Source organism: Prochlorococcus marinus str. MIT 9211, from assembly GCF_000018585.1.
Lineage (GTDB): Bacteria > Cyanobacteriota > Cyanobacteriia > PCC-6307 > Cyanobiaceae > Prochlorococcus_D > Prochlorococcus_D marinus_B.
The window spans coordinates 1,501,588-1,513,652 of sequence record NC_009976.1; the positions used below are offsets into that span (position 1 = coordinate 1,501,588).

Sequence of the window (12,065 nt, forward strand, 5' to 3'; positions counted from 1 at the left end):
TCTAACGAGCTCCTTTTTTATCTTTAATGTGACCTTTGTAAGTACGAGTTGGAGCAAACTCCCCTAATTTGTGGCCAACCATCTGCTCAGTAATAAAAACTGGTATATGACTTTTGCCGTTATGCACAGCAATTGTATGTCCAATCATTACTGGAAGGATGGTGGAGGCTCTTGACCAGGTCTTGATAACTGACCTGTCATCATTAGAGTTCTGTTTTTCAACCTTTTTAAGAAGGCTATCGGCGATAAAAGGGCCTTTTTTAAGTGAACGTCCCATAGCGGATTAAGAGAAATAAATGAAGATAAAAAGCATCAAGAATCTCGTCCCCCCCGACTCCGCTTGGAGACTCGGCGACGTTTTCTCAGAACAAACCTGTTACTAGGCTTGTTTCTCTTTCGAGTTTTCAAACCAAGAGCTGGCTTACCCCAAGGAGTTACAGGACCAGCACGACCAACTGGTGCTCGCCCTTCACCACCACCATGAGGGTGGTCACAAGGGTTCATTACACTTCCTCTAACTTGTGGCCTACGTCCTAGCCATCTGCGACGTCCAGCCTTACCCAAACTTGTATTTCTAATTTCTGAATTCCCTACTTCCCCAAGAGTTGCATAGCACTCACGTCTTATTAACCGTACCTCTGTTGAAGGGAGTCTTAATGCGACATAATCTCCTTCTTTCGCCATAACTTGAGCACTAGCACCAGCACTTCGAACCATTTGCCCCCCTCGTCCGGCATATAACTCAACACAATGAACACTCGATCCCAAAGGGATAGCTGAAAGTGGCATCGCATTGCCCGTTTCAATCGGAACCTTTGGTCCAGATATCACTTCTTGACCAATAGCAATGCCTGCAGGAGCAAGGATATAACGCTTTTCCCCATCAGAGTAAAAAAGCAATGCAAGTCTTGCATTCCTATGAGGGTCATAGTGTATTGCCGCTACTTTTGCTGGAACGTCATGTTTATTACGACGAAAGTCAACGATTCTATAAAGACGCTTATGTCCTCCCCCTCGATGTCGGCAAGTAATTACACCTCTATTATTCCTTCCTTTAAGCCGATGTTTAGAAACGACCAAGGATCGTTCTGGTTTCCGACCTGTTAACTCATTGAAGTCAGTTACAACTCTAGTTCGAGTGCCAGGTGTGTAAGGACGAAATGTACGAATAGCCATTGTTTAAAACCTCATGCCTCTGGGAATAATTGAATTGTGTTCCCCTCAGCCAACCTCACAATTGCCTTCTTGACTTGGGATCGTTTCCCAGCGAACCGGCCCACTCTTCGAGTTCTTCTTGGTGGATTCATAGTACTAATACCAATGACCTTGACATCAAACATCTTTTCAATGGCAGCTTTTATGTCTGGTTTAGCAGCCCTAGGGTCTACTTCAAAAGTGTACTGATTTAAATCCAATCCACGAGTAGCCTTCTCTGTAATCAAAGGACGACGAATTACGTCAGCCAAACGTTCCTTAAACATCTTAGTCATCTCCATATACCTCCTTAATGGTGGACAAAGCCTTTTCGCCAATGACCAATGAATTTGCATTCAGCAAGTCAAAAACATTTAATTGATCAGCACCTATGACTTTGACTCTTTCGATGTTGCGAACTGAGCGAATAATAATCTCAGATGGTTGAGCAAGAATAATTAATACTTTGGCATCATCAGCTATCCCAAAACGAGATAGGGCTTCAACGATTTCACGAGTTTTAGGAACTTTAAGGGCAGTGCCAAAATCCTGAACAATCATCAAATCATTAATTCTTGCCATCAGAGCAGTTCGCAAAGCTAGACGCCTCTCTTTTCGATTCATACCTAGGCTAAAACTACGTGGCTTTGGACCAAAAATGATGCCTCCTCCTGGACGCAGAGGAGTTCTAATTGATCCTTGCCTAGCTCGACCAGTCCCCTTTTGCTTATAAGGTTTACGTCCACCACCTCTAACCTCTGATCTGGTAAGAGTACTTGCAGTACCCTGCCTTGAATGAGCTTGTTGGCGCACAACCGCTCTATGGATTAAATCAACCGCAGTAGTTTCTTTTGCCACTTTTAAATCAAGAGTGGCTTTGCCTGCCTCCTGACCTTGCCAATCAAGCACAACACAATTAGCCATTATTTCTTACCTCCAGTGAGATTCTGAGAACCAACACGTTGAGCAGGTCGAATATTCAGGAGTGATCCTGGTTTGCCAGGTACCGATCCTTTCACAACAAGAAGATTTCGATCACTATCTATCTTCATAATTGTCAGGCCTCTAGTTGTAATTTTCTTACCTCCATATCTACCGGCCATTCTCTTGCCAGGATAAATACGTCCTGGTGTCGTACCAGCTCCAGTTGATCCAGGTTGACGGTGATTTTTTGAACCATGACTCATTGGTCCGCGGCTAAAACTATGTCTTTTCTGATAACCAGCAAATCCTCGCCCCATTGAATTACCGCTAACATCTACCTTCTGACCAGCCTCGAAATTACCCACTGTGATTTTGGCTCCTAACTCATAAACACCCAAATCATCTACTCGATACTCATGCAAGTGTCGAAGAAAACCTTCCCCAGACTTTGATAAATGACCCTTAAAAGGTTTATTTACCAGCTTCTCCCGAGTAAAGCCATAGCCAATCTGTACAGCGGAATAACCATCCGTAGCTAAGCTCTTTAATTGAGTAATACGACAAGGCCCGGCCTCAATCAACGTGACTGGAACCGACCTACCCTTGTCATCAAAAAACTGGGACATTCCCAATTTCTTACCTAGGATGCCAATAGACATAATGAAGCAATAACGCCAGCTGGATAAATACTCAAGCCCCAAAAAAAGGCACTTTGAGTAATTGGCTGATTTGAATGACTCGTTTAAAACCGAAAACAAACTAACTGTTAGTTCGGCTGTAACTAGCAAAAATCAGCTGGCTGAGACTTGGTCGAAATTTAGTTCGATCAGTTTCTCGACAGAGTTGGATTACAAAAACCCTAATCTGTCCAAGCCAATTGATCCGATGCAATCATCGAATCTGCTGGTTTTCCTGGAGGCCCGGCTAGCGTACGGGCACAGAAAATCACAGCAATTTTATAGAATACACCACAATGGGTTCTAGAAATCCACCAATTTCTCTGTCCAACTCTCTTTAGACTGAATTTACTTCAAAAGAAATGCCTCTATTGCTATCTGGGAAGGAATTTCGTGATGATCTTGAATCTGCTTGCTGTCTTGCCATTCAGACCCCACTAGAAGGTGGAGCAGAAACAAGATTGCTACGACGCTTAAAAGCTGCTGGATATAGGACACAAATCACCTCCGTAAGAGGTTTTGGCGACCCAGAGGTTTTTCTACTAAAGCTTCATGGCATTAGGCCTCCTCATTTAGGCCATCAAAATATTGGTCGCAATGGAGCACTGGGTGAAGTCCAAGAAGTAATTCCTCAACTTCATGAATTACTCTCCGAGGAACAACCCTTGGCACTATGGTTACTAGAAGGTCAAGTGCTATCGCGTTCAGAATTACTTGCCTTATGCGATCTATCCGAGAAAGACCCCCAATTAAAAATAGTTGTAGAAATGGGAGGGGAAAGGAAACTGAAATGGCAATCAATGCGCAAATTTTTAGAGCAATAAGCAATCAATCCTCCAATAAAAAAGCTGGTCCTAATGAAATGAACTATCTGAATCCAAAATGTGCAATTATTTTGTATAAGTTGGGAAGAGCTTTTTAAAAAGCTCATTTCCCTCAATGGGGCGTCGCCAAGTGGTAAGGCAGCGGGTTTTGGTCTCGCCATTCCTAGGTTCGAATCCTAGCGCCCCAGTTCCAAGAAAGGTTTAGTGACAAGCCAGCACATTTTAATTTTTGACTTTGATGGTGTCATTATCGACGGCATTTGGGAATATTGGATTAGCTCTACAAAAGCCTATTGGAAAATTATTGGTAAAGAAAATCATTTAGATCCATTTAATAGCAATATACCTAAGGATTTCCGGATACTTCGACCTTGGGTCAAAAGTGGTTGGGAGATGGTACTTCTCACAGCAGAGCTTCTCCAAGCAGATAGTTTTTTGAAAGCTTCAGGTGCATCAATATTCTCCAAGCATTATGAACGCAATTGCCTTGAAGCACTAAATAAATGGGGTTGGAGCCCAGAACAATTACAAGCAGCACTCGACGATGTTCGACGAGAAGCTATAAGAAAAGATCGCAAAAGGTGGTTAACAAGTCATCAAGCATTCCCATTAGTAGCTGAACGTATTAAACAATTCAAAAATGAATCAATTGAATTTGGTGTTTTAACAACCAAAAGTGCCGAATTCACTCTAGAACTTCTAGATCATCTAAATCTTCATCCCAAACTTCTCTATGGCCATGAAGCAGGGGACAAGGCAAGTATGCTGCTGAAAATCTCCAAGGAAACTCCTATTGCAGGATTTATCGAGGATCGTCGAAAAACCCTTGAAACCGTTCTAAATACTCCTGGTCTTAAATCAATTCCATGTTATTTAGCAAATTGGGGGTATCTCAAACCTTTAGACAACAAGAATCTTCCTTCAGGAATTCAGCTATTGGAAAAAAGAAAATTTTTATCCCCCTTGGCGAACTGGTCTTAACTCGTTAGGGTACGTCTGTACTAATAAGGCAAATAAAAAAATGTGGCACGGGTTTTTTAAAAATCCAAGCTTACAAACTGTCTTCTCTGTCCTCAAGCAATCACAATGTCAACTGAAGTTAATGCAAATCAATCCCCAAATGCAGAATCTCGGCAAGAGGCTGCACGATCGGGAGAAAGAGACAAAGCTCTCAATCTTGTACTAGGGCAAATAGAGCGAAACTTTGGGAAAGGCTCAATCATGAGACTGGGCGATGCCTCGAGAATGCGTGTAGAGACAATTTCTACTGGCGCACTTACCCTTGATCTAGCGCTTGGTGGTGGCTATCCCAAAGGAAGAGTAGTCGAAGTATATGGGCCTGAAAGTTCAGGAAAAACAACTCTGACATTGCACGCCATAGCAGAAGTCCAAAGGCGTGGTGGAGTAGCGGCATTTGTCGATGCCGAGCATGCGTTAGACCCTGTTTACGCAGCTTCTTTAGGAGTTGACGTGGAGAATCTCCTAGTGTCTCAACCTGACACTGGCGAAATGGCACTAGAAATTGTTGATCAATTAATCAGATCCGCAGCTGTTGAGCTTGTTGTTGTCGACTCTGTAGCAGCACTGACTCCTAGAGCCGAAATTGAAGGTGAAATGGGAGACCATGTAATAGGAAGTCAAGCCAGGTTAATGAGTCAAGCAATGCGAAAAATTACTGGAAATATTGGCAAGTCTGGCTGTACAGTTATTTTTCTAAATCAGTTGCGTCTCAAAATAGGAGTTACCTACGGGAACCCTGAGACCACTACTGGAGGCAATGCGCTGAAATTCTATGCCTCCGTTAGACTCGATATCCGTCGAATTCAAACTCTAAAGCGAGGAACAGATGAGTATGGCATACGAGCCAAAGTCAAAGTAGCAAAAAATAAAGTTGCTCCTCCTTTTCGTATCGCGGAATTTGATATCTTATTTGGCAAAGGCATCAGTACCATAGGATGTCTACTAGATTTAGCCGAAGAAACAAATATCGTCGCACGAAAAGGCGCTTGGTATAGTTATGAGGGTGACAATATAGGACAAGGACGGGATAACACTATTACCTGGCTTGAACAAAACACGGAAGCTAAAGAGAAAATTGAGAAACTAGTTAGGCAAAAGCTTACCGAAGGGTCCGAAGTAAGTTCTAATTCAATGCGTCCTCTTACAACAGCCAATCGCAAAGCAGCTTAAAGGTCACAAACAAATCACCTTATGCTGACTACAAGAAAGTGATGTCGCATCATTATGAGCGCAAGTCAGCAGGGACCCACCACCCAGCCGCAGGACCAACAATACGCACAATTAACCATATGAATATCAAAGCGCCGATACCAATCCAACCTCCACGAATTGTTAGGTTGATAAATTGATTTCTTTGCTGATCAGTAACAGGCAGCCACTTCAAAATCCTCTGAGATTCGTTTTTGTTTTGACCTCCTTTATTTCGGGGTGGTAAACCCTGCGAAGTTCTACGACGTGCTTCTCCCATAAATCCTCTTTACTTTCATTAAGGATGATATGACACTAGTCAGGCAATAGACGTTCTAGCGGGGTCCATGGCTCAAGAGATTGAAGTACTCTTTCACCCCAGCTTCTTGAGCGAAGTCGACCATCCAGAATTGCTATACGACCATGATGCTTTCTAACTGGCCAAATCAAGCGTGGGAGCAAATTGAGCAACTCAGGTAACAACAAGTCTCTAAACCAATCCTGGCCTTGACGCTTGTATGCATCAACTCTTGCAGCTGTCAATGGAAGTTCCAAACTTGGAAATGGCAAGATGCCCAAAATTAACTGCTCAGGTATGGGAAGTTGGTCTTGAAAATTCATCCACCAAAAAGACTGGCAACAAATGACTCCATTGGTCTCTGGTGAAGTTGATTCCAAAATAACTCGCTTGCCAAATTCTGCTGCAAGCTCACTAGTTAATTGCCTTAACAACTGATAATCATCCAGTAAAATAATCGTTATTCCCTTACGTCCAAGAATTAAACGACGACATTGATCAAGCAAGTGTTCAGCGAAATATTCTGTATTAGGTAATGGTTGTCTACGAGGCGCAAACAACTGAATTGGCTCTTGATGCTGACAAAATTCGTCACCTAGTTTCACCTTGACATCAAATGAACCCACAAATGGTTCAAGTTGCTTTAAGAAGAAATCATTCTGCTTAGTGAGACTAAGCAGAACCAGAGAATTTCTCTCAAAAACAATATGCAAATCTTTCAAAGGCTCTAGTGGTTTTAAATTCCAACACCAATCAAGCAATTTATGGTCCAGTTCTGCCCAGCTTGCCCAACCATGCCTAATAGCTGCTACCACTTCTGGCCATGGAGACGGAGCATGACCAAGTACAGCCACAAGATCCATTAAAACAACAGTCTCACTAAAATCCATCCGCACAGTTCCATCAACACAAGTAGCGTGAGCAAAGAGCTTTCTAGTTAAACGTTCATGCAATTTAATTAGTGCAGAGGCTGCAGAAGGATGGGCTCTCCTTAGAGAATCCCAATGATTTGCACATACTTTGATAGACATACAATCTCTTAAACGACTACTGAGTAGCTCTGCTTCTGGAATAATGAGTTGTTTTGAGTGTAGGTGACCTTCACAAAATGCCTTGAAGAATTCCAGATGATCTAATAGCCAGAGTTGATTCCCAGTTGGGGGCATCGGGCCTTCCCATGATGACAAATGTAAACCTTCTAACTTCAATCGAGGAAGCTCAAAGCTTAAAAGTCGTTGACGTTGACTAGTGGTTAGCACTAAAACCACTTCACTACTGTGCAAGCACAGAGGCACTAAAACCCCTGGCCAAGACTGTTTCATATCACTAGTTTCCAATTGAATAAAAGATCTATCCTTTCTCCTTAAACTTCTACTAATAAGTCTACTTAGCGTTAAATTATGTGGCCAAGCAAACGAGTTCTTCTTCAGCAGATTTTTTAAATAATTGTGGGCATAAGCTTCCAACATATCAAAAGCCTACTCATCAAAAACTTTTACGTATATATTGATCAAAGGATCAATATGTAGAGAAACAACTCTTACCAAAGTTAATGGAGTCAGAATCTGCAAGATTAAATCAAATAGGCATAGTTGGACTTGGCCTAATTGGTGGCTCGCTAGGCTTAGATTTGCAAAGTCTTGGATACAAAGTTTGTGGTCTTGTAAATCGACATGAAACATTAGAAAGAGCAAAAGAACGAGGTCTGGCTCAATTAATTGATACAGACCCCGAAATACTTTCCAATTGCTCAATGGTGATATTAGCTTTGCCATTATCTCAGATAATTACACCGTCCCAAGCATTAATTAGTTGTTTAAATCCTAATAGCGTAGTCACTGATGTTGGGTCAGTCAAAACACCTGTTCTCAACTCATGGGAAAAACTTCATCCCAGATTTGTTGCAAGTCATCCTATGGCAGGCACTAGTGAAGCTGGCGTTGAAGCAGGTCAAAAAGGATTATTCAAGGATCGGCCTTGGATAGCTACTCCTACAGAAAAGACTGATCTAGAGGCTCTAGAGGAAGTACGTAAAGTAGCAGTCTCCCTTGGTAGTAAATGGATTACAGCAGATGCAAATCGGCATGATCAGGCCGTTGCTCTGATTTCTCATTTACCATTATTAATAAGCGCTACCCTACTAACAACTGCTGGCGAGGGGAAAAAGGACAAGTCGGATATAGAGCTTGCAAAATTGCTCTCATCTAGCGGTTTTACGGATACAACAAGAGTTGGTGGAGGAAACCCTAAATTAGGGGTAGATATAACGTCTCATAACAGTCGGCAAATCTTAGATGTTCTAAATTCTTACCAATCATCCCTAAAGAAGCTAGAAGGAATTATTCGACTAGAGCAATGGGAAAAGCTACAAGAGAAACTAGAGAATGCGAAAGCTATTAGACGTGATTTCTTGGACTAAACTTAATGCTATTTGGGTAATCTGAAAGGGTGCCCCTTGGTAGCCATTAGCTGTCGGCAGGCCATTAATGCAGATTGCGAAACTCCAGCAGTGCCTTCCCCCGGATAAATTGAATCTCCACAGAGCCATAAACCCTTCACAGGAGATCTACTAGATAATCCAAACGGGCCAAAAGTAGTTGGCCTCTGTCCCAATCCACCTACAATTCCTTGTGGCCGGCCTGTCCATTTTGCAAAACTTCTTGGAGTTGCCAATTCTTTATGTAACCAATCATCAGGATGAATATTAAAAACTGATTTGATGGCTTTTAAAATTTTCTGCAAAAACACTTGTTTTTCTTTTCGGTAAATCTGATCATCCAAAGATGCCCAGAAATCTACAGAAGTAAAAGCACTTGCAATGATAGTTGCCTCACCTAGAGGTGCACGACCATCTCCTTCACAACTAATCGAAAGGAATAATGAGCCAAGATCTTCTACAAAGAATTGATAATGGTTTGAATGAATTTCTTGAAGGTACTGACGCGAAATCGCTCCATAAAAAACTATCGCGCCATTAGGTTGAGGTAATTTAGCTATGCGGTCCCGATAGTTAGTAGGTAAAGATGAATTGCCTGATGTTAACCCCAAAAGACATTGAGGAGGAAGAGTGAATACTAAGTCAGAAGCAACCAGTTGGGATGTAGAACCATTACCATCGACAACATCTACAATCCAAGAATCTGTCGTACTAATTGTCTCTATCGCAGTAACTTTATGCCTCAGAAGTAATTTACCTCCATCACGAAGCAAGCAAGATTCCAATGCATCACTCAAACTCTTCATAGAACCCTGCAAATGCCATAAGCCACGTGGTGCCTGTGCCATCTGAAGCACAGTGGCGCCATAAAGTGCAGCTGTTTGATCTGCTTTTTCTTGAGAATAAAGTTGAAGTTGTAAATCAAGAAATTTCTGGAGCCGTTGATCTTGAGGGCAAGAACAGAGCCAAAGAAGATCAGAAACTGATGACCTACTTAATAAGCCAAACAAAAAGGTTAAAGGCTCAACTGAACTGATGAACTGCTTAAAATCCCAAAAGTCTGAAACTGGTAATACTGTGTCTTTTTCTGCAAAAGACCAATTGCTTTGGTGAATCAAACTGCAAAGAGACCAAAAACGCTTACTACCTGGAAATTGTTGATTTCGTTCTATCTCCCATCGCACAGGATCATGCCAGATTTTTATTGGCCGAGAGCCGTCTCTAAGGTCTACTTCACAACCTGGATCGAGAATTGACCCCAAAGGTTGAGGCCAATCAAGATATCTAAATAGCCGTTCATGAATACCTCCTTTCTCTAATCCTGCAATTTGAGTTGCACCTACATCAAAAACGTAATTTCCTCTTTTAAACGTCCCTGCACACCCTCCTGTCTGATAATGGGATTCTAAAAGAATTACATTAAATCCTTCATGAGCCAATAAAGCAGATGCAGTTAACCCTGCGATTCCGCCTCCAACAACAATTACTTGCTCATTAGTCATAGCCTGATATTTACATCCCAAATCATCAAACTACATGGAAAGCTATCTTCTAGAACAAATTATTGGGTCAAAAGGTCCATTAGCAGGAGCAAAAATAAAAAGTATCACTGCTGTCAATGGAGGCTCTATTCATAATGCTTGGAGGCTCAATTTAAATGATAACGAAAAGATTTTTGCCAAAACAACTTCTATAGAGAATTTTGAGATGCTCCAATTTGAGGAAATAGGTCTGAATACTCTAAGTAAATATGCAGACAAATCCTTAATTTCACTCCCAGTTCCAATATGTCTTCAAAAACTCGAGACTCATTCAATCTTAATAATGCCTTGGGTAAACTTTTCAAATGGAAATAAAGTCAATCTAGGCAAAGGGTTGGCTTTAGTTCATAAAACAACATCAGAAAGTTCCGTTGGTACCTTTGGCTGGGAAACCAATGGTTTTATTGGCTTAGGTCCGCAAACTGGAGGATGGGAGACAAACTGGGGGGAATGTTTTACTAGTTTGCGTCTAATTCCTCAAATAAAAATTGCTGAAAAATGGGGTTTAAAGCTTATTGAACTTACAAAACTGCTAACAAAGATAAAGTCATTCCTGAATCGCCACAACCCATCTCCATCACTAGTCCATGGTGATTTATGGCAAGGGAATGCTGGGATCGACGAGTCGGGTCTAGGAGTTATTTTTGACCCTGCGATATGGTGGGCTGATAGAGAAGTTGATATTGCAATGACAAAGATGTTTGGTGGATTTTCAAAAGAGTTCTATCTAGGCTATGAAGAAGTATGGCCCCTACCTAAATTATGGATGCAAAGAGTAGATATTTATAATCTTTACCATCTACTTAATCATGCAAATATCTTCGGAGGTATATATCCAAATCAGTGTATTGAAAGTATTAAGAAATTAAATTTAGTTTTAAAAGATTAATCAATTAACTTTGGAAAGTAAATTGACTACCCTAAATATTCCTTCCGAAGGTCTTGCACCTTATCTACCACTGCGGTACGTTTTTCACTTGTAGTTAGGTTTTGCCAACCCCATTGACCAACCACCACAACCCCCAAAAGCTCTAGTAAGCCTGGCAAAATTGGGAAGAAGTTAATTGTGTCAATTACTACTTTAATAATGATCTGAGCGACTATAACTACAGCGATAATCCCTGCAGCTTTGCCGTACTTACCCATTTGTGACCAATCAACTTTTCCAAGAATTTCATTGGCCTTACCCATAGCATCACTAGCTCGTTCAGAGATACTCGGACCTGGAGGTGATGTGTCAGGAGAGGTGGTGGTTGATGTTGATGTTGAGTCTTGATTGGACTCCGGAGTGAAATCACTCATTTAGACAAGCCTTCATTGAAAGCAATTTGAGCAAACTTTAACTAAAGAATCTTTTTATTGCCAACATCAAAATAGAGATAATTCCGAACCCTGATAGAGAAAACTCCGAACAACCCAAAAATCAGATGAATTTGCCAACTGTTATTAAATTCCATGGCCATTCCAAAGAAGTTCTTATTAAGAGCTTGCTTATTAAATTTCCACAGGAAGGGTGTGCTTTATTGCTAGGCAAGAAAAAAAAAGAAACCAATCTTTCAAAGAATTTTTTTTACGAAATTTCCTTAATTTGGCCGTGCTGCAATATTTGGGAACCTGAGATGAAAAGCTTTTCAGAAGAATGTCTTAAAGAAGATTTGACTCAAAAGCCCCCTTCCAAAACGAACCGTTTTGCGATTGACCCAAAAGAGCAAATTTCAGCTCAGAAATGGGCTAGAAAAAAAAACCTGTCTCTATTAGGTTCTGCTCATTCACATAGTTATTCATGTGCAAATCCTTCAAGACTTGATCTTTCTTGGAATTTTTCTCCAGGTTTAATGATTATTGTTGATGGATCGGGTGTCATTCGTGCATGGTGGATCGGGGCCTCTAAAACAATAGAACCAACCGAAATCCCGATTTAATGGCGTAAACCTTAAATCAAATCTTCATTACCCTTTTACT

At 41.3% G+C, this 12,065-nt stretch carries 15 protein-coding genes and 1 tRNA gene; 7 read left to right on the forward strand and 9 right to left on the reverse strand.

Going from position 1 to position 12,065, the window contains the following annotated elements:
* Position 1: 1 nt before the first annotated feature.
* Genes rpsS through rplC form a run of 5 tightly spaced genes read right to left on the reverse strand, consistent with a single transcriptional unit; the run spans position 2 to position 2,777 of the window.
* On the reverse strand, positions 2–277 hold the full coding sequence (gene rpsS, locus P9211_RS08115) for a 30S ribosomal protein S19 (RefSeq protein ID WP_012196225.1): 276 nt from the start codon (positions 275–277) through the stop codon (positions 2–4).
* Between the two features lie 35 nt (positions 278–312).
* Positions 313–1,176, reverse strand: coding sequence for a 50S ribosomal protein L2 (gene rplB, locus P9211_RS08120; protein WP_012196226.1), 864 nt, complete (start codon positions 1,174–1,176; stop codon positions 313–315).
* Between the two features lie 11 nt (positions 1,177–1,187).
* On the reverse strand, positions 1,188–1,490 hold the full coding sequence (locus P9211_RS08125) for a 50S ribosomal protein L23 (RefSeq protein ID WP_041391629.1): 303 nt from the start codon (positions 1,488–1,490) through the stop codon (positions 1,188–1,190).
* On the reverse strand, positions 1,483–2,118 hold the full coding sequence (gene rplD, locus P9211_RS08130; RefSeq protein WP_012196228.1) for a 50S ribosomal protein L4: 636 nt from the start codon (positions 2,116–2,118) through the stop codon (positions 1,483–1,485). Before rplD ends, P9211_RS08125 begins: the two co-directional genes overlap by 8 nt.
* The gene (rplC, locus tag P9211_RS08135; RefSeq protein ID WP_012196229.1) at positions 2,118–2,777 is read right to left on the reverse strand and encodes a 50S ribosomal protein L3; all 660 of its coding nucleotides are present in this window, start codon (positions 2,775–2,777) and stop codon (positions 2,118–2,120) included. The genes rplD and rplC overlap by 1 nt, the downstream gene beginning before the upstream one ends.
* 380 nt (positions 2,778–3,157) lie before the next feature.
* On the opposite strand from rplC, the gene ndhN reads away from it, so the two are divergent.
* The 4 genes from ndhN (at position 3,158) to recA (ending at position 5,809) form a co-directional block, all read left to right on the forward strand.
* On the forward strand, positions 3,158–3,619 hold the full coding sequence (gene ndhN / locus P9211_RS08145; protein ID WP_012196230.1) for an NAD(P)H-quinone oxidoreductase subunit N: 462 nt from the start codon (positions 3,158–3,160) through the stop codon (positions 3,617–3,619).
* Between the two features lie 116 nt (positions 3,620–3,735).
* Positions 3,736–3,807: transfer RNA gene (locus P9211_RS08150), tRNA-Gln, on the forward strand.
* 16 nt (positions 3,808–3,823) lie between these two features.
* Positions 3,824–4,600, forward strand: a complete 777-nt coding sequence (locus P9211_RS08155) for an HAD family hydrolase (protein WP_012196231.1) — start codon at positions 3,824–3,826, stop codon at positions 4,598–4,600.
* Between the two features lie 105 nt (positions 4,601–4,705).
* Positions 4,706–5,809, forward strand: coding sequence for a recombinase RecA (gene recA / locus P9211_RS08160; protein ID WP_012196232.1), 1,104 nt, complete (start codon positions 4,706–4,708; stop codon positions 5,807–5,809).
* Between the two features lie 52 nt (positions 5,810–5,861).
* On the opposite strand, the gene P9211_RS08165 is transcribed toward recA, so the two are convergent.
* Both P9211_RS08165 and P9211_RS08170 read right to left on the reverse strand, forming a co-directional pair.
* On the reverse strand, positions 5,862–6,107 hold the full coding sequence (locus P9211_RS08165) for a DUF2839 domain-containing protein (protein ID WP_012196233.1): 246 nt from the start codon (positions 6,105–6,107) through the stop codon (positions 5,862–5,864).
* 35 nt (positions 6,108–6,142) lie between these two features.
* Entirely contained in the window at positions 6,143–7,594 is a 1,452-nt protein-coding gene (locus P9211_RS08170; protein ID WP_012196234.1) for a helicase, read from the reverse strand.
* Positions 7,595–7,677: 83 nt separating this feature from the next.
* Between P9211_RS08170 and P9211_RS08175 the strand changes: the two genes are divergently transcribed.
* Positions 7,678–8,544, forward strand: coding sequence for a prephenate/arogenate dehydrogenase (locus P9211_RS08175; protein ID WP_012196235.1), 867 nt, complete (start codon positions 7,678–7,680; stop codon positions 8,542–8,544).
* Positions 8,545–8,552: 8 nt separating this feature from the next.
* Here P9211_RS08175 and crtD read toward each other — a convergent pair whose 3' ends face one another.
* Positions 8,553–10,064, reverse strand: a complete 1,512-nt coding sequence (crtD, locus tag P9211_RS08180; RefSeq protein WP_012196236.1) for a C-3',4' desaturase CrtD — start codon at positions 10,062–10,064, stop codon at positions 8,553–8,555.
* Positions 10,065–10,098: 34 nt separating this feature from the next.
* Here crtD and P9211_RS08185 point away from each other — a divergent pair, with 34 nt between their 5' ends.
* Positions 10,099–10,992: a fructosamine kinase family protein gene (locus P9211_RS08185; protein ID WP_012196237.1), complete on the forward strand. Its 894-nt coding sequence runs from the start codon at positions 10,099–10,101 to the stop codon at positions 10,990–10,992.
* Between the two features lie 26 nt (positions 10,993–11,018).
* On the opposite strand, the gene P9211_RS08190 is transcribed toward P9211_RS08185, so the two are convergent.
* On the reverse strand, positions 11,019–11,405 hold the full coding sequence (locus P9211_RS08190) for a CAAD domain-containing protein (protein ID WP_012196238.1): 387 nt from the start codon (positions 11,403–11,405) through the stop codon (positions 11,019–11,021).
* 125 nt (positions 11,406–11,530) lie between these two features.
* Here P9211_RS08190 and P9211_RS08195 point away from each other — a divergent pair, with 125 nt between their 5' ends.
* Positions 11,531–12,025 carry a M67 family metallopeptidase gene (locus tag P9211_RS08195; protein ID WP_012196239.1) on the forward strand — a complete coding sequence of 165 codons (495 nt, stop codon included), beginning with the start codon at positions 11,531–11,533 and terminating at the stop codon, positions 12,023–12,025.
* Positions 12,026–12,065: the final 40 nt, after the last annotated feature.